This is a genomic window from Dialister sp. (assembly GCF_047832375.1).
In the GTDB taxonomy this organism is placed as follows: domain Bacteria; phylum Bacillota; class Negativicutes; order Veillonellales; family Dialisteraceae; genus Dialister.
The window spans coordinates 2827138-2851846 of record NZ_CP181256.1 but is presented as its reverse complement, the minus strand read 5'-3'; the positions used below and the strand labels follow the sequence as shown (position 1 = coordinate 2851846).

Here is a 24709-nt window from a genome sequence, read left to right as displayed (position 1 = left end):
GCTCTCCCGCATCCTTTTAGGAAACGGCGTGGTGCTCCTTCTCCCTCCCTCTCTTTCTTTCCCTCTACTATAAAGGGCCGGTGACGGCCTTTCTCATTCCCATGGCCCTTTCGGTGGTTCTTTTCTTCCTGCTCAAGGTCCGGGGGATTTCCCCCTATGCCGGCCTCACGCCCCGGGAAGGGACCGCCATCACCGCCATCACCTGGCTCTCCGTATCCCTCCTCTACGCCCTGCCCTATGCCCTTTCCGGAGTCCTTTCTCCCCTGGACAGCATCGTGGAAAGCGTATCGGGCCTCACCGGCACCGGCGCCACGGTAATCAATGACATTACCCTCCTGCCGCCGTCTCTCCTTTTCTTCCGGGCCATGACCCACTGGCTGGGAGGCCTGGGCATCATCGTCATCTTTGTGGCCCTCTTCCCCCAGGCCGGACGGGGCACCACGAAAATGGTGAACGCCGAAAGCACGGGTCCCACCAATTCGAAGACCCTGCCCCGCATCAAGGAAACCGCCCGGTCCCTTTTCATCGTGTACTTCGTCTTCACCGCCGCCTGCACGGCAGCCCTCATGCTGTGGGGCATGGATTTCCTGGACGCCCTGGACCATGCCTTCTCCACCATCACCACCGGCGGGTTCTCCACGAGAAATGAAAGCATCGCCTACTACCACAGTGCCTCCCTGGAGCTCATCCTTGTATTCTTCATGGTCATCTCCAGCGCCAACTTCGGCATGTACGTGGACACCTGGAAGCGGGGATTTCACGTGATCCTGGAGGATACGGAATTTAAAGTGTATCTGGCCATGGTAGCCGTAAGTACCATTCTCATTGCCTCTTCCCTTATCCTCACATCCCACATGCCGGTGCTGGAGTCCCTGCGGGAGTCTCTCTTCCAGTGTGCTTCTATTTCTTCTACCACCGGCTTCGTGTCCGCGGACTTCGACCAGTGGCCGTCGTTCGCTAAATTTATCATTCTCCTCATCATGATTGCCGGCGGCTGCGGCGGATCCACCGCCGGGGGCCTCAAGGTAATCCGGCTCATCCTCCTTTTCCGGTCCTTCTCCGCCATCCTGAAGCTCCATATGCATCCGAAGGCGGTCTTCCACATCACCGTAGGCCGGGAAAGGTTCTCCCAGAACACCGTATTCCAGGTGCTGGCTTTCTTCTTCATTTACATGGCCCTTTCCGCCCTCTGGGCTGCCTGCTTCATGGCAGACGGCCTGGCCTTTATGGACGCCCTGGGCGTGGCCTTCACCACCATGAGCGGGACGGGCCCTGCCTTTGGCCAGTTCGGCGCTACCTGTACCTATGCCGCCCTGCCGGATTTCAGCAAGGTCATCGCCTGCCTGTCCATGCTCTCCGGCCGCCTGGAATCGGTGACCCTCCTGTCCATCTTCATTCCGTCCTTCTGGAGACGGAGCGGATGGTGATGATGAAAAGAGTTGAGGTTCAGCGGCTTCGCCGCCAATGCCTGACCTCCCCCATCTATGGGGGAGGTGGCCGCAGGCCGGAGGGGGCTCTCGCTAAAGTTGCTCCCAACATTCCCCCTGCCCTCTGCCGCCTCGCGGCCACCCACCCACCGCTAACGCGGTCCCCCCTCCCTCTAAAGAGGGAGGGTTGTTCGTTTTTGGACGCCACGCCTCTGAACTGAAATCTATTATCCTTCCTTGAACCCAGGCGAAGCCTCAGCCTTGACGAAGTCACAGACCTGTCCGCAGGACACCGCTCCGGTCCTCGGCCGCAGCCAATAAAAAAGCCGGCAAAAGCCGGCTTTTTTATTGGTTATTACTTCCTGTCTCCGAAGAGGCGGAGGAGGTAAATGAAGATATTAATGAAATCAAGGTACAGGGTAAGGGCGCCGAGAATGGCTACCTTCTGTCCTTCATCGGTGGCCCGGGAATGGTAGGTAAGGGCCAGCCGTTTAATGGACTGGGTGTCATAGATGGTGAGGCCCGTGAAGACCAGGATGCCTGCATAGGAAATGAGCATCTGCAGGAAGGTGCTGTCAAAGAAGAATCCCAGCACCGTGGCCAGAAGAACACCCACGAGGCCCATGAGACACATATTTCCCATCTTCGAGAGATCTGCCTTCGTCACGTAGCCATAGGCTGACATGATGCCGAAGGTACCGGCGGTCATGAAGAATACGCCGCCAATGGAAGACAGGGTATAGGTCAGGAAAATGGCGGAGAAGGTGATGCCATTCAGCACGGAATACACCAGGAACATGACTGCCGCCGATTTCAGGGACATTTTTCCCATGGCTGAAGAAAGCCTCCACACCAGGGCAAAGGTAGCAATGATGAGGGTGATGGTGCCCATGCGGCTTCCCAGGAAAAGGCCGGAGAGAGTGGGGCTGTCCGATACAAACCAGGCCGAGAAGCCCGTCACCACCAGGGCGATGGCCATCCAGGCATACACATCTTTCATGAGGCCCGGCATATTGATGGAAAGGCTTTTCTCCCTTTCCGCCGTCATTTCATCGCTGTACATAGAAAGACTCCTTTCTGAAACAGATTCAATGATTACTTTGGGTACTTCTATTGTATCACAGAAAGGAAAGAGTCATGGGTAAGGCCTGCGGCTTCCTGCCATCCCATGGTATTTTCAGTCCACCATCCGGTACTTGCCTCCTTCCATTTTCATGAGGATCAGGTCCACCACCGGGTCCCGCTTCTCATCGAAGCTGAATGTACCGCAGACCCCTTTAAAGTCCTTCATCTTTGCCAGGGATTCCCGGATCTTGGCACGGTCCGTGGTGGTGCCGGCCCGTTTCATGGCGTCCAGGGCCATGTACACGCCGTCATAGGCACTGGCGGCAAACTGGTCCGGACTGTGGCCGTATTTGGCGGTATAGGCTTCCACAAAGTGCTGGACCTTTTCGTCTTTCCGATCCGGAGACCACATGGAGGATACATACACATTATCCGCCGCAGCGCCGGCCATATTTCCCAGTTCCGGAGAAACGAATCCGTTATCCCCCAGCACGGGCTGGTTCATTCCCATTTCCCGCATTTTCTTCAGGATCCGGGACCCCTCCTGGTAGTAGCTGCATACCACGATGACATCGGGGTTCTTTGTCTGGATATTGGTGAGCTGGGCAGAGAATTCGCTGTCCTTGCTGCCGAAGGTTTCCACGTCCACCACCTGGACTCCCTCTTCTTCCATGGTCTTTTTGAAATATTTCTGGGCTGTCACATGCTGTTCATTGTCCTGGGCATACATGATGGCCGCCGTTTTATAGCCCAGGATTTTATAGGTCTTTTTTACGGTCTGGGGAATATTCTTCGACTCCGGCACGGAATTCCGGAAGATGCAGTCTCCCATATCCGTAATATTTTCTGCGGTCACCGAGATTTCCAGGGACGGCACCTTCGCATTCTGGATAATGGGGCCTGCCGCCTTGGCTTCATTGGACGTCATGGGGCCGATGAGGATGGCCGCCTTGTTCTGGATCTGTTTCTTCGTAGCATTCATGGCTTCCGCCGGCACCGCCTTCGTATCATCCACCATGAGGTCGATGGGAAATTCCCCTTTCCCGTTGATTTCTTCCACCGCCAGCCGGACTCCCTCTTCTTCCGACTTCCCGTAAGCCGCTGCTCCGCCGGTGAGGGCCGCCGTAAAGCCGATCTTTGCCGCATTCTTTGCACCGGAAGATACGGTATTGGCCGATTTGCCACCGCATCCTGCCATGGATGCCATCATCACTGCTGCCATAGCACAGATTCCTGTCATTTTCATTGCTTTCTTGAAGTTCTTCATTTCGGTTCCTCCTTTTTCTCCATCAGAAAAGCCCCTGATGGAACGACACAATTCCACCAGGGGCGGATTCACCGCGGTACCACCCTGATTTATCACTTCATAGAAAGCACAGGGCCCGCCTGCCGGCTGCCCCAGGGATTCCCGGAAATCAAAAAGCCCCTGTCCACCATGGGACAGGGGCGAATTCGCGGTACCACCCTGCATTATACTTTCTTACTGTCTGTAACGGAGACCGCCGCCTTCTCTACTTGATTTCAATCCGGTGCTCCCGGGAGAGTTCGTCCTATGCCCCATACCGGCTTTCACCATCCGCCGGCTCTCTGCCATGGCCCTCATGAGACTTTGTCCCGATCCTCACATTTGGAGAGAAGCACTATCCATGCTCCCCTTGAGTTGAATGTAATCATACAGGGTCTTTCCCCATTCTGTCAATTCATTTTTCTTATTATTCGAATTCCGTATAGCAGCACCCATGTATGAGCAGGACAGATAACAGCTGCCCCAGTAGATTCGCCTGCCAATACAGGGCTGAGGGGGCGTGTAAACGGTCAGAGCTTCGGACCTTTTACTTTTAAGCATTGCGCCGGACCGGTCCTGCGAACCAGATTATAAATGTATGGGCAGCCATCCGGATATACAAAAACTTCCAGCTGCCAGTCCCCCAGGAAAGGCTGGCAGCCGTTATTGGAGGCGAATAATAATAAAAAAGCCTGATACGATTTAGTGAATCGCATCAGGCTCTATCAGGTTCGTATGGAATCAATGGATGGGAAGTGGGAAGCCGGATGAAACAGGGGAAAATCTCAGCCGCTCCGCGGCAACCCACCCACCCACCCAAAGGGAAAGGGATCACTGCGCACCGCTTACGCGGCCCTCTCCCTTGCGAGCAAGGGAGGGTCAACGTTGGCAGCGAAGCCGCGAGACCTCAACTCTCAACTCTGTCTTTGAAACCCCCGTCAGAGTCATTCAGCAGAAAGATTTCTCGACTCATCGGAGCTGTAGCGATTTTTGAGGATAGAGTCATTTAGCATGTCCACACCGCTCGAAATGACGCTTAAGGGATAGGATAGATTAACGGGAATACGACAAAACAGATGCCCACAGGCCGGCGGCCGGAATCCCGACGTCCAGTGCCTGTGGGCATCTGCTATTGCCTATCGTCTCTGCGGCAAAGCCGCGGAAACTCAACTCTCAACTCTCAAATCTCAACTCTCTTATTTCAGTACCTGTCCCAGCATCCAGATTTCTTTGTAGAAGCTTTCGATGTAGTCGTCCATGAGGGCGGATGTGAGGTAGTCTCCTTCTTCGTCGGCTGCTTTCTTTACGGCCAGTACGTCATCCCGGAGTACTTTGAAGTCTGCCAGGACGGAGGCGAAGGCTTCGGCGGAGGTGACTTCTTCATTTTCTGCTTCTTTGATGGCACTGATGGCGAGGAATCCTTTCAGTGTGGATTCCGGTTTCAGGGACAGTTTCAGCATGTCTTCCGCCACGCCGTCCACCATGCCTGCCACCATGTCGTAGTAGCTTTCCAGTTTCGGATGGTCATCGAAGAAGTGGTAGCCCTTCAGGTACCAATGATAGCTCTGGAGTTTGTGGTATTCCACCACCAGGTCCGCCAGCAGTTTGTTCAGTAATTTTTCCATGATTATTTCCTCCTTATAAAACGATTTTTTCTTTGTGATTCCCAGGAATCATATTGATTTCTCTCGATTTCTGATATCATTATATCGTTAGATTATGAGGAATAATAGCAATATATTCTTTATTTTTATAATAATATTGTTTATTGGTAGAATTGAGATTTGAGCGAAGAGAGTTGAGGGGATTCGGCTTTGGCCCTGTAGGTCAGGCCTGGATCTACACCTTTAGCAGCTTCGCTGCTGAATCCATCTGACTTCTGACTGTCTGATTGTCTGACGTCTATTGGCCGGGCTCGGTAAGCTGTAAGCCGATAGCTGTCAGCCCCTCTTCAACCTGTCCCACTAACTCACCAACTCACCAACTCACGATCTCTCTAACCCACTATCCCACTGCCCCTGCCGCCCCTATGCCAGTCTATGGTAAAATAGGGAGGAAAGAAAGACTGTGTTTTCAAGGAGGCCGCCATGGATATTTCTGAAGAAATCTCAAAAATGAATTTTTACAAAACCTTCGAGCCCTACATTGATCCCTCCGTCACCATGGAAGAACGGATGAAAGGGGATGTACGCCTCACGAAAGACGCCCCGGAAGAAGCAAAACAGGCCCTGGCGAAATGGAAGGCCATGAAGCTGAAGAGCCGGATATTTTAAAAAACAGAGTTGAGAGTTGAGGTAAGAGAGTTGAGAGCCGGCCTGCGGCAAAGCTGCGGGACCTCAATCTTCTTCACTCAAATCTTAATTCCTGACTTTTTCCTAAGGAGGTCCTATGGAACCATCATTTGATGCAGACGATATCCAACTGCTGAACCGACTCTCGGACAGGCAGAAGAACTATGTGCTCACCACTTATGCTGCCAGGGAGAAAAAGACTTCCACCGCCTACATCCTGTGGATTGTCTTTGCGGTGTACTATTTCTACCTGGGTCGGCCGGTACGGAATATCCTGCTCTGGCTCCTCATGTGCTGTTTCATCGGATGGATCTGGTGGCTGGTGGACCTGTTCCGCATATCCGGCATGGTGAAGGATAAAAACCGGGAAATCCTCCTGGCCTGCACGAAGGAAGCGTCCCTCCTCTACCCCGAAAAGCCGGCGTCCAAAGATGATCTCTACAATGGTCTCTAAGCCACGAAAAAAGCCGCCCCCAGAGGAGCGGCCAATTCCGGTCAATCACGATGTCTCTATGAAGTATACCACAAGTGGCAATAAAAGAGGCACTTTTCTGTAATGAAAAGCGCCTTTTTTGTGTCTCCCCCAAAAGGAGCAGTAGTAGTGGATTTGAATTGAGTGAAGAGAATTGTGGTCCAGCGGCTGAGCCGCCAATGCCTGACCTCCCCATCTATAAGGGAAAAACAAGCGAACGGTGTTCGCCGGGAGCCGTCAGGCGACTGAGAACGCCGTGAGACGCTTTTCCATCAAAGTCGGGGCACCGTAGGCAACGGAGAGGGGCTCGCTAAGGTTGCCACCACCGTTTTTCTATCCACCTTCAGCCGCTTTGCGGCCACCCTTCCACCACTTCGTGGTCCCCCTCCCCTCTAAAGAGGGGAGGTTGGGTATCCGGTAATCTGCGGCACTCTATGATTTGTGCGCCGCACCTTCACTCCTAACCCCTCACTCCTCACTATTCGACATATGGGTTTTATCGAAAATAAGGAAGCAGATGGAAATGATCATGGCCACCACGGTGGCAAGGCCCATGCCCTTCAGCTGCACCGGTCCGATGACGATGGTGGCGCCGGAGAGGCCGGAGATCATGGTCACTGCGGTGAGAATGAGGTTCCGGGATTTCGTATAGTCCACTTTCTTCTCAATGAGCATCCGGATACCGGAAGCGGCGATGAAACCGAAGAGAAGGATGCACACACCGCCCATGACGGGGGTGGGGATGGCATGGATAAGGGCAGCAATTTTTCCGATGAAGGAGAAGAGGATGGCGAATACCGCAGCACCGGCAATGACCCAGGTACTGTAGACACCGGTCATGGCCATGACGCCCATGTTTTCACCATAGGTGGTATTCGGTGTGGAACCTACGAAACCGGAAATGATATTGGACAGGCCATCAGCAAAGAGGGAACGGTGAAGTCCCGGGTCTTTAATCAGATTTCTTCCCACAATATCACTGGTCACAAAGAGATGGCCCAGGTGTTCCGCAAAGACTACGAAGAGAGCCGGGAGAATCATGAGGATAGCAGACAGGTTGAATTCCGGTGCATAGAATGTGGGGAATGCAAACCAGGGCATTTCTTCCACATGCTGGAAATTCACGACTCCAAGGAAGATAGAGAGGATGTAGCCTGCAATGACGCCGATAAGAATCGGAATGATGGCTACGAATCCCCGTCCCAGAACAGTGGCCAGGATGGTGACCACCAGGGTGAACATGGAAATCAGGATGGCCGTGCTGTTGGACATGCCCTGGGCTTCCCCAATGAAGCCGGACATGGTCATGGCCAGCGGCGCCAGTTCCAAACCGATAATAGCCACAATAGCACCCATGGCAGCGGGCGGGAAGAGGACGTCAATCCAGTGAACCCCCGCTTTCTTTACAAGGAATGCCAGGAAAATGAAGCAGAGGCCGAAGGCGATGAACCCGCCCTGGGCATCGGCGTAGGACATGCCCGCCGTAGACGTCACCGCCAGTACCGGCGAAATGAAGGCAAAGGACGACCCCAGGTAAGCCGGCAGTTTCCATTTGCAGATGAAGAGGTACAGGAGCGTACCGATACCATTCATGAAAAGGCAGGTAGCGGGATCCACATTCAGCAGAAAGGGCACCAGCACCGTGGAGCCGAACATGGCAAAGAGATGCTGCAGGCTCAGTGGGATGGTCGGCAGGATGGGCAGCCGTTCTTCCACCTCGATAATTCGTTTACTCATTTCATTCCTCCCTCGCAGGACTCATAAAAAAGGAAGGCCCCTGCATGGCTGAAGACCCTCCTTCTATGAATCACAACTGTAAAATTTTCATCCCTACCATTTTATTCTCTTCCCCAGGGAATTGCAAGGGAGAATTGCGTATACTGTTACCGCAAATACTTATGAAACAAAGGACAGACAGATCGAGGTCGAGATCGAGATTGAGGGAACCAGCCTGCGGCAGATCAGTAACTGGTGGCTAGTATCTGGCAGCTGGGTGGCCAGCCTGCGGCACTTCCATCAGCACCCCAACCTCCCCTCTAAAGAGGGGAGGTTGGGGTGCTTCGGCGGCTTTGCTGCTGGACCTCAATTCTCTTCACTCAATTCTCAATTCTGCCTTTTCTCAGAACTGATACTGCAGGCCCACTTCGAAGTTCCGGCCTGGAGCAGAGTACCAATTGCTTCCATAGGGATCATAGGAGCTTCCTACGTCGGTATAGAACTGGTCGAAGATGTTATTGAGCCGTGCAAAGAGGGTAGCCCCTTTGGTGAAGTGGTAGTTGGCCGCCAGGTCCCATACCCAGTAGTTGCCGTAATCTCTCATTTCGGGATGGGCTTTCATACCATACCGGTTCATGACACCCCGGCCATCCAGGGAAGCATCGAAGCGGTCTGCCCTGTAATGGACGCCCACATTGAGCACACTTTCCGGAAGACGTCCATTGTTGTTGATGTTCTCTCCTTTGGCTGCATTAATATGGAGGTAAGAATATCCGATATCGGCACTCCAGTGCTTACTGAAATCTTTATTCAAACTCAAATTAAAGCCATTGACAGATGCTTTATCCATATTATTCCATGTATATATACTCGTATTTGTCGATTCATCCCATAAAGAAGAATTTGTAATCATATTTTTAGCATGGGTATGGAAGAAGTTGACAGTTCCTGCCATGGTGTCATCAAATTTGTGACTGGCGCCAATTTCAACAGTATAACCGGTTTCCGGTTTAAGGTCCTTATTTCCTTTCGTCAAATATTTAGTGTTGCCATAATCCATCTCGCTGTATACATCCTGCTGATACAGGTTCGGCGCCACGAAGAATGTCTTGTAGTTGATGTAGTAATTGGTATTTTCACTCTGCTTATAGCCGATGGAAAGGCTGGGAGAGGTACGGCTTCCAAACTGCGAATTATGATCGTAGCGGACGCCAGGAGTAATATTCCATTTATCCGTAATATCGATTTTATCCTGCAGGTAGAAGGCCAGGTTATGGACCTTGGCGCCGGTCAGTTCCGGTTCCGACGGATAGTCACGGATTTCATCCTCGTACCAATCCATGCCGCCGGTCAGTGTCTGCCGGTCCATGCGATAGGTTAGCTGGTCGGAAATACCGCTGGTCCTCATTTTCATATTGAACCACTGCATTGGTACATCAAAGGTGGTGTTATTCCGGTATACAGAGAAGAGGTTGTCCAGACGGTCATTGATTTTCGCCTTATACTGGAAGCTAGTGGAATCATTGTCTTTCTTACCATGGGATTCTGTGGAATCATTCGTGCCGGTGTTGGGCATAATGTAATTGGACTTATACTTTTCATACCGGAAGACCAGATTCGAATCGTTCCCCAGGTCATAGCCCAGTTTTACATTGTAATGATCCGCATTCAGATGGTTAACGACACGACGGCCCCAGCCATCTTTATATTTTCCCATGAGCTCCTTGCCTGCTTCCAGGGTCCAAAAGAAGTTATCCTGTCGGCCCTCGTTATAAAAGGTATAGTTTTCCCTGCCGAAGTTGCCCACAGAAGCCCGGAGGGTGGTGCTGACTTTATTTTCCTTTGGCGTTTTGGTGATGATATTGATGACGCCGCCCTGGGCATCGGATCCGTAAAGAGTAGAGGCTGAACCCTTCAGCACTTCAATATGGTCAATGGCATCCATGTTTGTAAGGCTGGACAGGTCCACATTCTGCAGGGTATTGCCATTTGAATTCTGCCGCATGCCATCTACAAGAACTACCACGTTCTTCGAACCGTTAATATAAATTTGGTCACTATTGCTGGTCTGTCCGCTCATACCATAGGATGCGATATTTACCCCCGGTACATGGCGGATGGCTTCGCTTACATCGTCATAGTGCTTTTCGGCGATTTCTTTTGACGTCACCACGGACACGTCGGCGTTGGAGTCCATCTTCTTTTCCGGCACCCGGCTGGCGGTGACTACGATGCCCTCCAGAGAGTATACCGGCGCCTCGGCCGCTTCCACTGAAAAAGCGCTGCCGGAAAGTGAAAGCACTGCCAGTGACGCTGCTAATAATTTCTTCTTCATTTGAATTCCTCCCTCATTTCCCTCACTTGGGGTGTAAGAAACAAGACCGTCTGCAAAGGGCAGATATACATCGTATCGTTCCTTTCCATCCGGACATTGTTATTCATAAGGCAGTTCTTCTGACTCAGCTTCCTCAAGGGTGCCGTCTTCCCGGTTTCCCAGTGACATCATGACATCCTCTCTGCTTCACAGCGGCGGGACCGTGGCGGACTTGGGAGATTCCCTCACCGCGCTTCTCTTTTCATCGGGTCTTCCCCGAACCATTATGAATTCATAATGAGCTTACTCTTCTATTATACATGAATGATAAAATTTGTAAATATAAAGCTAATAATTTTATCATTTACAATTTGCATGTTATAATTTAAAGGAAATAATTAACAACAGGAGGTCTTTCCATGAAATACAGGGCAGCCCTGGTTCCTCTTTTCTGTCTCCTCCTCTCCCTTGGGGGATGCGGATTTAAGCAGATGGGACCAGTAGGAGAGGGAAAAAGTTACACCGTCACAGACGCCACAGGCGCATCGGTCACCATTCCTGCCAAGCCGAAGCGGATCCTGGGGAATTCCGCTTCCATCGATACCATGCTCCTTTCCGTGGTGACGCCGGATAAGCTGGTAGCCGCCACGGAGGCGGATCGGGACCCGGTGATATCCTACATTGCCGACGATACGAAGGATATCCCCCTCACCATTCCCCTCACAGGCCTTTCCATGGAAATCATCACGGAAGCAAAGCCGGACCTCATCATCGCCTCCACCTACACCAGTGGCAATGACCTCAATATGTACCGGAACCTGGGCATTCCGGTGGTGGTCATTGACGGTCCGAAGTCCATAAAGCAGGTAAAGGAAGACGTCCGCATCATTGCCTCCGCGGTGGACGAAAAGGAGCGGGGCGAAAATGTCATCAGAAAGATGGACAGTGAGCTCTCGGAAATCGACAGCCGACTGGGAGAGGAAACGGGAAAGAAACCGGTGGTGTACCTGGTGTCCCAGATGACCCGCTACGGCGGCCCGGGGTCCATGTTCGACGAGCTCCTCACCAGGGCCCGCATCGATAATGCCATCACCCTGGCCGGCGGCGTGAACGGCCAGGCCACATCGCCGGAACTCATCGTAAAGACGGACCCGGACATGCTTTTCGTCTCCACAGATCGGGATTCCGACACCACCGGCGCCGCAAAGTACCGGGACGATTTCCTCGCAAACCCCGCCATTGCCTCCATGCGGGCAGCAAAGCATATCGTGCCCCTGGAGGACCGCTACATTTATTCCGCCTCCCAGAACTGCGTATGGGCCATCAAAGCCATGGCCAACGCCGCCTACGGTCCCATATTTGACATGAGCGATGAAAAACAGATCCGGGGATATTAAAAGCAGAATTGAGATTTGAGTGAAGAGGATTGAGGTCCAGCGGCGAAGCCACAAAAGGTCCAGACCTTCCGGGCCCACGCCCTATCTCCCCCGGCTTCCATCAAGAAAAGCCCTTCCGGTTATCCGCCGGAAGGGCTTTTCTTATCACTTCATCACTTATCCAAGGAGTGCCTTTATGGCGCCGCTGGCACCGATGCGGGAAGCGCCGGCTTCGAGGTACGCTTCCATTTCTTCCTTTGTATGGATACCGCCGGCCGCTTTGATTTTGACATCCTTTCCCACGTACTTCCGAAAAAGCTTCACATCTTCCAATGTAGCCCCTTTCCCGCCGAAACCGGTGGAAGTCTTGATGTAGTCCGCGCCCCCTTCTGTGACGCAGCGGCAGGCATCGATTTTTTCTTTTTCCGTCAGATAGCAGGTCTCCACGATGACCTTCAGGATATGGTCCTCAACAGCTGCCTTCATTTCCGCAATTTCGCCGGTCACATAGGTAAGGTTTCCTGCTTTCAGGGCACCGATATGGATGACCATGTCGATTTCATCGGCTCCGTCAGAAATGGCGGTCATGGCTTCCTGTACCTTGGCCTCGGTAGAACAGTTGCCCAGGGGAAAGCCCACCACCGTACAGATTGTAAGGGATTGGAATTCCTCCCTCACCATTTTTACAAAGGAAGAGGGAATGCAGACGGAGGCCATATGGTACCTCTCCGCCTCTTCACAGAGCTTCCGGATTTCCTCCCATGTGGCAGCCGCCTTCAGCAGGGTATGGTCCACGTGGGAAAAAATAAATTCATTGGTCATAATGTGCCTCCTGGAAAATGATGGATTGAACTATTGCGGTTTGACGAGCTGTTGTATCATGCGCTGATAGGTAGCGTCATTCGCACGGAGCTTCTAGCTGCCAGCTTCTAGCTTCTAGGAAAGCTGGCCAGCCTACGGCACGAATGACTGACGAAAAGAAAGCGCCGCAGGCGGATCAGCCTTCCTAACAGCTAGCCGCTAGAAGCTAGCAGCCCCGTGTGAGTGACTCTACACGCAAGCATACTAACCGCCAAACCCAACAGCGGGGCAAACTGAAATTGGCAGTTTAACCTGCCATACTCTTAGTGCATTCATTATATCACGACAGGTCAGCTGCTACAGGGACACATCCCGCTTACCGGTGAGCTTATAGAAGAGGAGCAGGGAAATGATGGAGGTCACCGTGAGAATAGTAGCGTAAGCAGAGGCATTCCCGTAATTGCCCCGGATAACTTCAGTGTAAATGAAAACCGTCAATGTCTGGGTGGAATTGGTGTAGAGGATAATGGACGATGACAGTTCGCTGATGATGGTAACCCAACTCATGATGGCCCCGGAAAGGACTCCCGGCGCCATCATGGGAATGGTAATTTTCCGGAATGTAGTCATTTCCGATGCTCCCAGGGATATGGCCGCCTCCTCGATGGAAGGGCTGATATTTCCCAGGACCGCCGTGGAAGAACGGACTGTATAGGGCATGCGGCGGATAGCAAAAGAAATAATCATGATCAGTGCCGTACCGGTCAGAATCAGCGGCGATTTATTGAATGCAAAGACGAAGGAAATACCAAGTACCGAGCCAGGAATGATAAAAGGGAACATGGTAATCACATCGAGGGCACTGTTCAGAGGATTCTTCTTGCGTACCGAAAGGTAGGCGATGAGCACCCCCAGCACCAGTACAATGCAGATAGCGCAAAGTCCCAGAAAATAGGTATGCCAGATGACATCATTGTCCTTGGCAAACAACGTAGCATCGTAGCTCTGGAGTGCAAAACCGCCAGTAAAGACCTGTCCGCCATTGGAAGCAAGAAAAGAGGTATAAATAACCACAGCCTGCGGCAGGACTGCCAGCCCCACCACTACATACACCCACAGGTGGGCCAGGATATTTTTCATTCCCTTCGCCTGTTCCGCTACCATGGGCTTCAATGCATTCATGGCATAGGTATTCCGATTGGCCAGGAACCGCTGCACGAAGAACATAACAATGGTAAGGCCAATGACAATACAGCAGATGGCTGCCGCAAAACCGTCATCGCCGCCGACTTCCCCCATAAACTGGTTATAAATAAGTACAGGCAGTGTCTTGTACCCTTCCCCAATCAGCATGGGAGTACCAAAATCGGCAAATACCCGCATGAAGACAAGCATGGAACTGGCTAAAAGCGTAGGCATGACAAGGGGAATGATAATTTTGAAAATCCGTCCCATTCGCCCACACCCCAGACTTTCCGCCGCCTCGTTCAGGGAATTATCAAGGCTCTTCAGGGCACCGGATACGTAAATGAAGACAAGGGGAAATGACTGCAAAGTAAATACAAGTACAATACCTGCAAAGCCGTAGACCCCGCCAAAATGGAAACCGAACGTGGAATTCAGGAAATGGGTAATAACTCCGTTTCTTCCAAGTAACTGAATCCATGCATAGGCCCCAATAAAGGGCGGCGATAAGTAAGAAATAACGATAAGAATATTCAGGAAGCTGCTGCCCCTGATTTTCAGTCGTCCCATAAGATAAGCCATAGGAAGCCCCAGAGCAGCTGCCAGGAATGTAGACACTACCGTGACCTTCAAGGAATTAACCATGGTCCCCCAATAAAATCGCTTGGCAAAAAAATGGGAAAAATACTGGAGTGAAAAAGCGCCGGTATCTCCAGCGATGACACTTTTATAAAGAATGAGAAAAAGGGGGTACAGAATAAAAAGAGCAAAAAACGCCAGTATGAGAATACTGAAAAGGTTCCATATGGTGATTTTTTTATTCATGAACCACACCTTCTATCATTGATTTCTCCGTATCTTTCCGGAATACATTGATCAGATTCGGTTTCACCGTAAGGGTCACATGGGTACCATCAGAAATGATATCGTGGTCTTCCCGGGTTTCCAAAGCCTCGATGTCCTTTCCTGTTTCCAGATGAATAAAATAGTGAGTAGTGAGCCCCAGGAATATGGAGGAAGATACAATACCGCGAATGCCCTCTCTTCCATCTGTATGGATTTCAAATTCCTCCGGTCGTACGGATACAATGACCTCCTCTCCACCACCGGCCTCCGAAGCCAGTCCGGATATTCCTGTTTTATACCTGCTGCCACTAAAAGAAAGTACTCTTTTTTCGCCGCCAGAAAGGATGGCAGGGAGAAGGTTAGACAGACCGATAAAGGTAGAAACAAATACATTGGCCGGCCGCTTGTAGATATCCGCCGGTTTGCCGATCTGTTGGATAACCCCATTATTCATGACCGCAATCCGATCAGATACCGCCAATGCCTCTTCCTGGTCATGGGTGACATACATGGTAGTAATATCTACCTTCCTCTGGATCTGCTTGATGGCGCTCCGCATTTCGATACGGAGTTTCGCATCCAGATTCGATAAGGGTTCATCCATGAGAAGCACTTCCGGACGGATAACGATAGCCCGGGCCAGGGCCACCCGCTGCTGCTGTCCACCGGAAAGAGCCACTGGCATACGGTCTTTCAGATGGTCAATTTTCACAACCTTCAGAATATGGTCCACCCGTTCCTCGATTTCCTTTTCCGGTACCTTACGCATACGGAGCCCGAAGGCCACGTTGTCTTTCACTGACATATGAGGGAAGATTGCATAATTTTGGAAGACCATGCCCATATTCCTCTTGTCCGGTGATACGTCATTAATGACTTTCCCTCCAATGGAAATAGTACCGCCCTCAATGGAATTGAATCCGATCACCATACGGAGCAATGTGGTTTTTCCGCATCCCGATGGTCCGAGGAGAGTGAAGAATTCGCCTGCCTTTACCGATAAAGAAAGGCCGTTAATGACCGTATTATTGCCATATCGTTTAATGACGTGGTCTATATCAATGGAAACACTCATAGAATCTCCTTCTTTGTAAGTAAAATGATGAACCTGCCAATTGCGGTTTGTAGAGTTGTTGGAGCGAACGGTTTGGCATGCTTGCGGATAGAGTCACTCGCATGGAGCTTCTAGCTTCTAGCGGCTAGCTGTTAGGAAGGCTGATCCGCCTGCGGCGCTTCCGCCCGGTATTCCCGTCAGTCATTCGTGCTGTAGGCTGGCCAGCTTTCCTAGAAGCTAGGAGCTAGTGTCTAATTTCGTAAGTTTCCGATTGTATCCCTAAGTTGCGAACCCTTGACCTCACGTTTTTTCCAGCGGAACGGTTCTGCATGCTCATTGTAGGCAGCAATAAACTTTTTAATCGCTGACACAAGATCCGAAACAGAGTCAAAACTTGCCCCTCGGAGCACTTTTCGCGACATAATGTTAAACCATATTTCCACTTCATTCAGCCAGCTTGCTGACGTTGGTGTGTAATGAAAATGGACATTAGGATGCTTTTCCAGCCAGTCGTTTAAGCGCTTGTGCGTGCAGTAATTATCGACAATAATATGATATTGCACTTTGTCTCCACCCGGCTCACTTTTCAATAAGTCATCTAAAAATTCTTCAAAGTCCTCTCTGGTTTTTCTCTTTGTTGTCTTTCCATAAATTTGTCCGGTAGCTACCTCCAGTGCACCGAATAAATTTATTGTTCCATTCCTCCGATATGTGCTTTTCAACCCGCGCACAATTTTCTTGTTATGAGTAAGTACATATCCTTGGGCTCTACTTAAGGCCTGTATCGATGGTTTCTCATCAACGCTGATTACGACAGCATTCTCTGGCGGGTTCAAGTAAAGTCCCACGATATCAGCAGACTTTTTAGTAAACTCCGGATCAGTACTGACACACCAGGAACGCTGCCTTGCCAGCTGTATTCCTTCCTTTCTCATAAGTCGCCAAATGGCAGCCTTTGAGACATTCAGAACTCTTGCCAGTGTAGGACCATCCCAGTGTGCTAGCCCGTCTGGAGGCGCTTCCTTCAGCTTATTTAACACCATTTCGCGGAATTCCGGTCCATATTGAGCAGTACGGCCCCGCCTTTTCTTATCCTGTAGTCCAGGGATGCCCTGTTCAGCGAAACGATTCCGCCAAAGGCTAACGGTATTGGGGCGTTCCCCCAACTTAGCCGCGATATCCTTGATTTGCATTCCATCAAGACATAGAAGAACCATTTTTGCACGTCTTACAATGCGATGCTCTGTTTTTTGAGAGTTTACGATTTTATGCAGTTCTATGCGTTCGCTTTCGGAGCAGCGTATTTGCTTAGCAACTTTTGGCATAACGTTATCCCCCCCTGCAATTTGCATTTATCTGGAATAAGTATACCATTATTTGCTGTGTCCGGCAATACAATCTATTATTTATGAAATTAGACACTAGCAGCTAGAAGCCCCCGCCCGAATGACTCTACCCACCAGCGTCGCCCCATTAGCTCGACAAACTGAAATATTCCCACCAGATGGCCTTACCAAAAAAGAGGACCGTGAAAAGCCACGGCCCCCTTTCATTCTTCAAACAGCCAGTTATTGCCGGGAATTCTCCAGATGCTGGTTCCAGAGCTTTACAATTTCCTGTTTGTGCTGTGCTACCCAGCCTTCATCATAATTTTTAAACAGATGGATTTGGTCCTGTGGGGTCATATAGTCTGCCAGCTGTACTCCTTTGCGCAGGGGGCGGACAGTCAACGTCTTGCCGGCTTCTTCCTGGATTTTCTTTGAAAGCATGAAATCCACAAATTTCTTTGCATTATCCATGTGCTTTGCACCTTTAATGATTTCTACCGATTCTCCCGGGAAAATAGCTCCTTCCTTCGGGAATACCACTTTTACAGGAGCACCATTCTTTACATAAGTAGCAGCCGGATCTTCCCAGGTCAGACCTACCGTATATTCTCCATCCGCTGCTCCCTTATGAACCGCACCGGAGCTGTTCAGGAACTTGCCATCCACATTCTTAATGAAATTATCTACATAGGCCCAGGCCTCCGGAGACAGCGGGTCCCCGTCTTTCCCTTTGGCATAGAGCATAGCCATGAGGCTCTGGAAGGCAGAGGAAGAATTCGCAGGGTCCCCAAAGGCAATTTTCCCCTTTAATTCCGGATTCAGCAGGTCATCAAAGCCTTCAATCTTCATGTCCCCTGCCAGCTTCGTATTAACGATGAAAACAGTGGGATCCGCAAAGGCCGGTGTGAAATAGCCGGTCTTATTTTTGGCGTTATCCATCATGTTCGCATCTTCCGGAGATACATATTTTTCAAAAAGGTCTTTCTGGGACTCCAGCATGGTCTGGTCTGCCGCCCACAGTACATCGCCCTGGGGATTATCTTTTTCTGAAGCCACCCGCTTCACCAGAGGACCTGTACCAGCCACGATCATATTCACCTTAATGCCCGTTTCTTTTTCAAATTCCGGAATCACCAGGTTATTCAGGCTTTCACTGCGGGCTGTATACACAGTAAGTACCTTATCTCCCCCTGCTGCTGCCGTACTGGCTGCCTTTTTGTCTCCTCCACAGCCGGCAAGGATTCCACAGGCCAGAGCTGCACAGGCTAAAGCTGCAGCTATTTTTTTCATTTTCTTCATAACAGGTCCTCCCTTTAATAAAAAATCCGCACCTTCAAAGTAAAAAAGCGATTATTTCATTCTCATTATAACATTGACTAATGAGAAATTCTCATATTATTCTCATTTTGTATAGCTTATGTAAAGTCCTATTACTATATGTAATATTTGCGTAAAATCATAGTTTCAATTAAAAACGCCCACTCACTTATGAGTAGACGCTTTTAGCATTATACGTGAAATTGTATACCGATTCTTTTTCTTTATTCCTTCCTGTTCCAAGGTACCAGTTTTCTTTCCAGGAACTGGAGGAACAGGTTGAAGATGAGGCCCAGCACCGAGAGGACGATGACTCCTGCCATGAGGCGTTCCGTAATCATGAGGTCCCCGTAGTGGAGGATGAGGGCGCCGATGCCCTGTTCGGCGGCAATCATTTCCGCTGCCACCAGAAGGAGGAGCGCCGTACCGGCGGCGATGCGGAGGCCGGCGAAGATCATGGGCAGCGCATAGGGAAGGACCACATTCTTCATGGTGTAGCCCCAGCCGGCATGGAAGCTGACCGCCACTTTAATGAGGAGGGTGTCCACGTTCTTCACGCCGGAGTAGGTATTCATGGCTACCGGGAAAAAGACTCCCAGGGCGATGATGGTGACCTTCGATACTTCCCCGATACCCAGCCACAGGATGAAGAGCGGCAGCAGTGCGATTTTCGGAATGGGGTACAGGGCATTTACGATGGGATTTGCCACCCGGTCTGCCAGGGCGGACGTGCCGGTGACGAGGCCTACGAGGAGACCGAAAGCGCTGCCCAGGAAGAATCCCATGAGGATACGGTACAGGGAGGCCGCCAGGGAGGCGCCGATTTCCCCATCTTTAATCATATCCACCAGGGAAGAAAGGATCATGGTAGGCGGCGGGAGGAAGAGGGACGACACCACGCCGGCCCGGCAGATGGCTTCCCAGATAATAAGGACCACCGCCACCGAGACCAGGGACACAACCGGGGTGTAGCTCTTCTGCCACCGTTTCATCTTGTTTTCTACGATGTACTTATTCATCTTCCTGCACCTCCGTCATAGCCTCCAGGGCATCCTTGCTGATATGCTCCCAGATGGTCCGGGTGAGGCTGTCGATTTCTTCTGCATGTTCCGGCTTTTCCCTGTCCTCCCGGGGAATGGAAATGGTGAGGATATCCCGTACCTTGCCGGGCCGCCGGGACAGCAGTACCACCCGGTCCGCCAGCATGACGGCCTCCTGGATATTATGGGTTACATAGAGAGTGGTGAGTCTTGTCTTTTCCCAGAGGTCCACCAGTTCCTGCTGCATGATGATCCGGGTCTGGGCATCCAGGGCGGAGAAAGGTTCATCCATGAGGAGGAGGTCCGGGTTAATGGCCAGGGCCCGGGCGATGCCCACCCTCTGCCGCATGCCGCCGGAGAGCTGGTGGGGATAGGACTTTTCAAATCCCGAAAGGCCTACGAGGGAAATATAATGGTCGATCCGTTCTTTCCAGTCCTTTTTCGGAAGCACATGGCCCGCATCGAGACCAAAGGCGATATTATCATATACATTCCGCCATGGCATGAGTCCCGTTTCCTGGAATACGATGGATACCCGGGGTTCCCGTTCCAGGTCTTTCCCGGTGAAATAGACACTGCCTTTATCCGGAGAAAGAAGGCCGGCACAGATATTGAGAAGGGTGGACTTCCCGCAGCCCGAAGGGCCTACGAGAGCCACGAATTCTTCCTTTTTCAGGGTTATATTGATATCTTCCAGCACCGGCAGGGTTTTCTTACCGTTTTGGAAGGATTTGCTTACATTTTCAATGACAACTTCCATAAAATACTCCTGAGATAAATAAAAGAGTTGAGAATTGAGAATTGAGAATTGAGAATTGAGAGTTGAGAGTTGAGAGTTGAGAGTTGAGAGTTGAGAGTTGAGGTCCAGCCGCTTTGCGGCAAATGCATCTCTGATAAGATCGAGACCGAGGTCGAGGTCGAGGAGATGAACCGAAGGTTCTGAGGATTTAGAACTAGACCCAGATCTAGACTCCAGCGGCTTCGCCGCGGGGCCTCCATCCTCTTCACTCAATTCAAATCTATTCACCTGAAATGGTCTTCATCCATTTCATCAAATAGGGATCTTCCGCCCCCATATACGACATAAGACCCCCTCCACAACGGGAAAGGAGTCTTATGAAACGAGCCTTATTTCTTCATGGCTTCTTCCAGGAAGGACGTATTCACCACGTCTTTGGCATCCCGCTTCCCATCGATCATGGCATGGGAAGAATACCAGTCGATCTGGGTCTTGATATCGTCAGCCATGAGGACCCCATTCTTATCGATGTAAGGAAGTCCGAGCCGGATGTCCTCTTCCGGTGTCTTCACGTACTTGGAAATAATCTTCACGATTTCATCCAGCTTCTGGGGATCCTTCTTGTCCACCACGGCGTCGTAGTATTCATTGCAGGCCCGGTTATAGGCTTTCATGAAACGGACGGCAGCGTCCTTGTTCTTTGCAAATTCCGGGGAATAGAAAATACCGCTTGTCTGGTAAGGCATGATGGCGCTGACCTGGGTAATTTCCTTGCCGTACCCCTCGTTCTTGACCTTCGTAATGTTCGGTTCATTCAGGATGCAGGCGTCGATCTGGCCGCTCTGGAGGGCTGCCATGACGGCTGACAGTTTTCCGAGGGGCACCACAGTCACATCATCCAGGGAAAGACCCTTTGCTTCCAGCATCCGCCCCAGCATGTAGTGGAAGGTGGATCCCTTCTGGGTAATGCCCACCCGTTTCCCCTTCAGTGCTTCAATGGAAGTGAGGCCATTGTCATATTCCGCAGTGGACGCCAGGAGAGCGGAAGAAGAAAATCCCTTTTCTTCCCGTCCCTTATCCGCCACGATGTAGAGCTTCTGCCCCTTAGCAGCCATGTTGTACAGGCCGGCGGTGATGCCGGTGGCTCCCACGTCCACCTTGGACGAAGCGGTGGCCACGGCAATGGGCTGGGCCGCATCAAACCACTGGGGATCGATGTCGATGCCCTCATCCTTGAAATAGCCTTTGTCCATGGCGATGAAAAGGGGTGCACTGCTCGTAAGCCGCAGCATGGCCAGGGATACCTTCACCGGTTTCTTCTCTCCCCCGCCGGATGACGGACTTCCGCCTCCTCCGCCGCAGCCCGCAAAAGACAGGGACACCGCCAGTGCCATGATTCCTGCCATGAACATGCCAAAAATCTTCTTGAAATCCATTCTACCATTCTCCTCTCCTACGGGGCCAAATAGAGGGCCCTGTGATTGTTCCCTGTATTTTACTCTATTTACCGCCAAAATTCCACTGATTTCTGTCTTTTCCGAAAGCCCGGGACGAAGGAAATCCATTCATCCCCGTATAGGGTATAATAAAAGAAAAATGATTCTTTCAGGAGGTTTCACCATGGTTGACCCTTTTATCTACCATAATCCTACAAAAGTATATTTCGGAAACGACGCTCTGTCCCATCTCCACGAAGAACTGCCCCGCTGGGGCAGCCGTGTCCTTCTTGTTTACGGCGGCGGTTCCATCAAGAAAAACGGCATTTACGACACCATTATCGATGAAATCGAAAAAGCCGGCCTTTCAGGCTATGAGCTCTCCGGGGTGAAGCCGAACCCGGAAATCGCCCTGGCCGCCCAGGGTGCCCGGCTCTGCCGGGAAGCGGGGACGGACCTCATCATCGCCGCCGGCGGCGGCAGTGTCATCGACACCGCCAAAGTCATCGCCGGCAGCGCTGCCTATGAAGGGGACCCCTGGGACCTGGTGATGAACCGGGTCCAGCTTTCCCAGGCCCTTCCCCTCATCGCCATCCCCACCATGGCTGCCACGGGATCTGAGATGAACAGCTGCGCCGTCATCACGAACCCCCAGACAATGGAAAAATACGGATGGACCACAGAACCCCTGCGGCCGAAGGTTTCTTTCCTCTGTCCCCGGAATACGTACACCGTAAGTCCCTTCCAGACAGCCTGCGGCAGCGCGGATATCCTGTCCCACCTGCTGGAAGTATACCTGAACAGGGAAGAAGGATTTGACAGCATTGACGGATTCATGGAATCCATGATGCGCTCCGTCATCCGGTGGGCCCCCATCGCCATGGCAGAGGGCAGCAGCGAGGAAGCCCGGGCCAACCTTCTCTGGGACTCGGAATGGGCCATCAATGACCTCATCGACCGGGGCCACAGCGTATCCTGGAGCTGCCACGGCCTGGAGCACGAACTGTCTGCCTGGTACGACATCCCCCACGGCCTGGGCCTGGCCATCCTCACCCCCGCTTTCATGAGCCACGTGCTCTCTGAAGAGACCGCACCCCGGCTTGCCCGCTTCGCCGTCAGCGTGATGGGCGTAAAAGGAGGAAAGAATCTCGAAAAGACCGCAAAGAAGGGGATTAAAAAATTGAAAAAATTCCTCACCACCTCCCTCCAGCTTCCGGGCTCCCTTTCCGCTATCTCCATCGATGACAGCCACTTCGAAGACATGGCGAACAACGACCTTGCCTGGAAAGGAAAAGACGGCGTGATCCAGGGCTTCGTCCCCCTTACGAAAGAAGATCTCCTCGCCATCTACCGGAAAGCGCTGTAAGGGGGCAGCCGCGAAGCAGCTGAGATTTGAGAATTGAGTGAAGAGAATTGAGGTCTAGCGGCTTCGCCGCAGTAAGACGTCAGACGGTCAGCCTGCAGATGTCAGACAGGATCAGCGACAAAAGCACCCAAACCTCCCATCTTTAGAGGGGAGGGGGGACCGCTTGCGGTGGAGGGGTGCCAATGGGATCGAGAGAGAACCGTCCGTGCGACTTTAGCAAGAGCCCCCTCCGCCTTTGGCACCTCCCCCATGGATGGGGGAGGTTAAAAAATCAGCCTGTGGCGCTTCCATCAGCTAACCTCCGTCGTCTTCGGCGCCACTGACGGCCGGCCTCTAAGGTGCTCGCTTGGTGTGCAGAATATGTGCAAATCCTGCATAGAACTTGCAAACCAGTCGCAAGTTGGCGCTTAGCCTGCCCATAAAAGCGCCTTCCTATTATCGACTGGCCGATCCGCATATGAGCCCAGCTCGATAGTCCTCTGCAGGACTATCGCCTTCCCAAGGAAGGGGGCTAACCATTTGCGGCTGCGCCGCGAATACAATGCCGGTTGGCCGAATTATCTGTTTTGCATGACCCGTCTTTACGAGGCGGATCCATCCTGCGGCTTTGCCGCGGCCCTTCTCTAAGGGCCTGCAGGATAACAGATTGTCTTACATTGAATTGTCTCCCGTTTCGGCTAACTCAGCCTGCGGCTCTTCCCCCAGCGGCTACGCTGCTGCATATAAAATCTGCGGCGCTATATACATTGTGCGCCGCACATCCACTCCTCACTCCTAACTCCTAACTCCTCACTAGCTACTATTTTACCGGAAAGGAAACCTGCCATGGCCGTTATTCTTCTTGCTTCTTCTTCTCCCCGCCGGAGAGACCTGCTCCTGCAGATTCACTGGGAGCCCCGCATCGTAAAAAGCAGCTTTCAGGAAGTAAAAACGCCGGAGGAGGCGGAAAGGCGGAAAGCGGCGATGAACCATCCCCTCCTCTCTTCCTACACCGGGCCGGACCTGGTGTGCGCCCTGAACGCCCTGGGCAAGGCGGAAGGTGCTGCCTGCGGGGATGGAGAAGGACTCCCCCTCCTGGCCGCCGATACCATCGTCACCGCCGGTGGGAAGATCCTCGGGAAACCGAAAGACCGGGATCATGCCTCCCGGATGCTCCATTTCCTTTCCGGCCGTTCCCATGAAGTGAAGACGGGAACTGCCCTCCTCTACAGGGGCCGGGCCCTCGTTACCGTCACCACCACCACTGTCCGGTTCCGAAAGCTTACGGACCAGGAAATCAAGGACTACATCGCCACCGGTGAACCCATGGACAAAGCCGGAGCCTACGGCATCCAGGGCCTGGGCACCCTCCTGGTGGACAGCATAGACGGTTCCTACGACAACGTGGTGGGCCTGCCGCTCACGGTGGTGTATGGGATGATGAAAGAGCTGGCGGAGTATAAGGGACATGGAACCGTATATAATGAGAGAAGAATTGAAATTTGAGAGTTGAGAGTTGAGGCCCCGCCGCTTCGCGGCTGGCCAGCTCAATGCTCAAGGCTAATGCTCAAGGCTAAAGGCTCAATGCTTACACCCGTTCGCATGCACTCAGCCGCAGAGGTGCTGCAGCTGAAAAAACGCCGGGAAACAGTTTCCTGTTTCTCGGCGTTTT

At 51.9% G+C, this 24709-nt stretch carries 19 protein-coding genes and 1 riboswitch; of the genes, 6 read left to right on the top strand and 13 right to left on the bottom strand.

Features of this window, described 5'->3' with window-relative positions; translation table 11 throughout:
• The first annotated feature begins 80 nt into the window (after positions 1-80).
• Entirely contained in the window at positions 81-1427 is a 1347-nt protein-coding gene (locus ACFWUL_RS11230) for a TrkH family potassium uptake protein (protein WP_416177356.1), read from the top strand.
• Between the two features lie 355 nt (positions 1428-1782).
• Here ACFWUL_RS11230 and ACFWUL_RS11225 read toward each other — a convergent pair whose 3' ends face one another.
• The 3 genes from ACFWUL_RS11225 to ACFWUL_RS11215 all read right to left on the bottom strand — a co-directional run bounded on the left by ACFWUL_RS11225 (position 1783) and on the right by ACFWUL_RS11215 (position 5402).
• A complete protein-coding gene (locus tag ACFWUL_RS11225) occupies positions 1783-2490 on the bottom strand; it encodes a Bax inhibitor-1/YccA family protein (RefSeq protein WP_297019156.1) in 708 nt (235 codons plus the stop codon).
• 114 nt (positions 2491-2604) lie between these two features.
• A complete protein-coding gene (locus ACFWUL_RS11220) occupies positions 2605-3759 on the bottom strand; it encodes an ABC transporter substrate-binding protein (protein ID WP_374042409.1) in 1155 nt (384 codons plus the stop codon).
• A gap of 1214 nt (positions 3760-4973) precedes the next feature.
• A complete protein-coding gene (locus tag ACFWUL_RS11215; protein WP_297041608.1) occupies positions 4974-5402 on the bottom strand; it encodes a Dps family protein in 429 nt (142 codons plus the stop codon).
• A gap of 462 nt (positions 5403-5864) precedes the next feature.
• Between ACFWUL_RS11215 and ACFWUL_RS11210 the strand changes: the two genes are divergently transcribed.
• Positions 5865-6050, top strand: a complete 186-nt coding sequence (locus tag ACFWUL_RS11210; protein ID WP_296098192.1) for a hypothetical protein — start codon at positions 5865-5867, stop codon at positions 6048-6050.
• 115 nt (positions 6051-6165) lie between these two features.
• The gene (locus tag ACFWUL_RS11205) at positions 6166-6522 is read left to right on the top strand and encodes a TM2 domain-containing protein (protein WP_416177355.1); all 357 of its coding nucleotides are present in this window, start codon (positions 6166-6168) and stop codon (positions 6520-6522) included.
• A gap of 486 nt (positions 6523-7008) precedes the next feature.
• On the opposite strand, the gene uraA is transcribed toward ACFWUL_RS11205, so the two are convergent.
• Both uraA and ACFWUL_RS11195 read right to left on the bottom strand, forming a co-directional pair.
• Complete coding sequence (gene uraA, locus ACFWUL_RS11200) at positions 7009-8277, bottom strand: uracil permease (protein ID WP_297022760.1); 1269 nt, start codon at positions 8275-8277, stop codon at positions 7009-7011.
• Positions 8278-8659: 382 nt separating this feature from the next.
• The gene (locus ACFWUL_RS11195; RefSeq protein ID WP_416177354.1) at positions 8660-10591 is read right to left on the bottom strand and encodes a TonB-dependent receptor plug domain-containing protein; all 1932 of its coding nucleotides are present in this window, start codon (positions 10589-10591) and stop codon (positions 8660-8662) included.
• Between the two features lie 91 nt (positions 10592-10682).
• Positions 10683-10871, bottom strand: a riboswitch (cobalamin riboswitch).
• 118 nt (positions 10872-10989) lie between these two features.
• On the opposite strand from ACFWUL_RS11195, the gene ACFWUL_RS11190 reads away from it, so the two are divergent.
• Entirely contained in the window at positions 10990-11967 is a 978-nt protein-coding gene (locus ACFWUL_RS11190) for an ABC transporter substrate-binding protein (RefSeq protein WP_416177353.1), read from the top strand.
• A 156-nt stretch (positions 11968-12123) separates the two neighbouring features.
• Here ACFWUL_RS11190 and deoC read toward each other — a convergent pair whose 3' ends face one another.
• From deoC to ACFWUL_RS11150, 8 genes are all read right to left on the bottom strand, one after another.
• Positions 12124-12768 carry a deoxyribose-phosphate aldolase gene (gene deoC / locus ACFWUL_RS11185; RefSeq protein ID WP_416177352.1) on the bottom strand — a complete coding sequence of 215 codons (645 nt, stop codon included), beginning with the start codon at positions 12766-12768 and terminating at the stop codon, positions 12124-12126.
• A gap of 336 nt (positions 12769-13104) precedes the next feature.
• Positions 13105-14757, bottom strand: coding sequence for an ABC transporter permease (locus ACFWUL_RS11180; protein ID WP_416177351.1), 1653 nt, complete (start codon positions 14755-14757; stop codon positions 13105-13107).
• Entirely contained in the window at positions 14750-15853 is a 1104-nt protein-coding gene (locus ACFWUL_RS11175) for an ABC transporter ATP-binding protein (protein ID WP_416177350.1), read from the bottom strand. Before ACFWUL_RS11175 ends, ACFWUL_RS11180 begins: the two co-directional genes overlap by 8 nt.
• Positions 15854-16083: 230 nt before the next feature.
• Entirely contained in the window at positions 16084-17157 is a 1074-nt protein-coding gene (locus ACFWUL_RS11170; RefSeq protein ID WP_416176725.1) for an IS630 family transposase, read from the bottom strand.
• A gap of 243 nt (positions 17158-17400) precedes the next feature.
• Positions 17401-18459: an extracellular solute-binding protein gene (locus tag ACFWUL_RS11165; protein ID WP_416177349.1), complete on the bottom strand. Its 1059-nt coding sequence runs from the start codon at positions 18457-18459 to the stop codon at positions 17401-17403.
• 242 nt (positions 18460-18701) lie between these two features.
• Positions 18702-19496 (bottom strand): ABC transporter permease, encoded by a 795-nt coding sequence (locus ACFWUL_RS11160; RefSeq protein WP_416177348.1) that lies wholly within the window; start codon positions 19494-19496, stop codon positions 18702-18704.
• The gene (locus ACFWUL_RS11155; RefSeq protein WP_416177347.1) at positions 19489-20277 is read right to left on the bottom strand and encodes an ABC transporter ATP-binding protein; all 789 of its coding nucleotides are present in this window, start codon (positions 20275-20277) and stop codon (positions 19489-19491) included. Before ACFWUL_RS11155 ends, ACFWUL_RS11160 begins: the two co-directional genes overlap by 8 nt.
• A 368-nt stretch (positions 20278-20645) precedes the next feature.
• Positions 20646-21692, bottom strand: a complete 1047-nt coding sequence (locus ACFWUL_RS11150) for an ABC transporter substrate-binding protein (protein ID WP_416177346.1) — start codon at positions 21690-21692, stop codon at positions 20646-20648.
• Between the two features lie 184 nt (positions 21693-21876).
• On the opposite strand from ACFWUL_RS11150, the gene ACFWUL_RS11145 reads away from it, so the two are divergent.
• Positions 21877-23058, top strand: a complete 1182-nt coding sequence (locus ACFWUL_RS11145; RefSeq protein ID WP_416177345.1) for an iron-containing alcohol dehydrogenase — start codon at positions 21877-21879, stop codon at positions 23056-23058.
• 825 nt (positions 23059-23883) lie between these two features.
• Entirely contained in the window at positions 23884-24543 is a 660-nt protein-coding gene (locus ACFWUL_RS11140; protein ID WP_416177344.1) for a Maf family protein, read from the top strand.
• Positions 24544-24709 lie beyond the last annotated feature (166 nt).

Excerpts from the sequence above, each read along its gene's own strand:
- uraA (WP_297022760.1), bottom strand. The coding sequence starts at position 8,277 with ATGAGTAAACGAATTATCGAGGTGGAAGAACGGCTGCCCATCCTGCCG.
- ACFWUL_RS11140 (WP_416177344.1), top strand. The coding sequence starts at position 23,884 with ATGGCCGTTATTCTTCTTGCTTCTTCTTCTCCCCGCCGGAGAGACCTG.
- ACFWUL_RS11215 (WP_297041608.1), bottom strand. The coding sequence starts at position 5,402 with ATGGAAAAATTACTGAACAAACTGCTGGCGGACCTGGTGGTGGAATAC.
- ACFWUL_RS11190 (WP_416177353.1), top strand. The coding sequence starts at position 10,990 with ATGAAATACAGGGCAGCCCTGGTTCCTCTTTTCTGTCTCCTCCTCTCC.
- ACFWUL_RS11175 (WP_416177350.1), bottom strand. The coding sequence starts at position 15,853 with ATGAGTGTTTCCATTGATATAGACCACGTCATTAAACGATATGGCAAT.
- ACFWUL_RS11150 (WP_416177346.1), bottom strand. The coding sequence starts at position 21,692 with ATGGATTTCAAGAAGATTTTTGGCATGTTCATGGCAGGAATCATGGCA.
- ACFWUL_RS11205 (WP_416177355.1), top strand. The coding sequence starts at position 6,166 with ATGGAACCATCATTTGATGCAGACGATATCCAACTGCTGAACCGACTC.
- ACFWUL_RS11160 (WP_416177348.1), bottom strand. The coding sequence starts at position 19,496 with ATGAATAAGTACATCGTAGAAAACAAGATGAAACGGTGGCAGAAGAGC.
- ACFWUL_RS11155 (WP_416177347.1), bottom strand. The coding sequence starts at position 20,277 with ATGGAAGTTGTCATTGAAAATGTAAGCAAATCCTTCCAAAACGGTAAG.
- ACFWUL_RS11145 (WP_416177345.1), top strand. The coding sequence starts at position 21,877 with ATGGTTGACCCTTTTATCTACCATAATCCTACAAAAGTATATTTCGGA.
- ACFWUL_RS11165 (WP_416177349.1), bottom strand. The coding sequence starts at position 18,459 with ATGAAGAAAATGAAAAAAATAGCTGCAGCTTTAGCCTGTGCAGCTCTG.
- ACFWUL_RS11220 (WP_374042409.1), bottom strand. The coding sequence starts at position 3,759 with ATGAAGAACTTCAAGAAAGCAATGAAAATGACAGGAATCTGTGCTATG.
- ACFWUL_RS11180 (WP_416177351.1), bottom strand. The coding sequence starts at position 14,757 with ATGAATAAAAAAATCACCATATGGAACCTTTTCAGTATTCTCATACTG.
- deoC (WP_416177352.1), bottom strand. The coding sequence starts at position 12,768 with ATGACCAATGAATTTATTTTTTCCCACGTGGACCATACCCTGCTGAAG.
- ACFWUL_RS11225 (WP_297019156.1), bottom strand. The coding sequence starts at position 2,490 with ATGTACAGCGATGAAATGACGGCGGAAAGGGAGAAAAGCCTTTCCATC.
- ACFWUL_RS11170 (WP_416176725.1), bottom strand. The coding sequence starts at position 17,157 with ATGCCAAAAGTTGCTAAGCAAATACGCTGCTCCGAAAGCGAACGCATA.
- ACFWUL_RS11210 (WP_296098192.1), top strand. The coding sequence starts at position 5,865 with ATGGATATTTCTGAAGAAATCTCAAAAATGAATTTTTACAAAACCTTC.
- ACFWUL_RS11195 (WP_416177354.1), bottom strand. The coding sequence starts at position 10,591 with ATGAAGAAGAAATTATTAGCAGCGTCACTGGCAGTGCTTTCACTTTCC.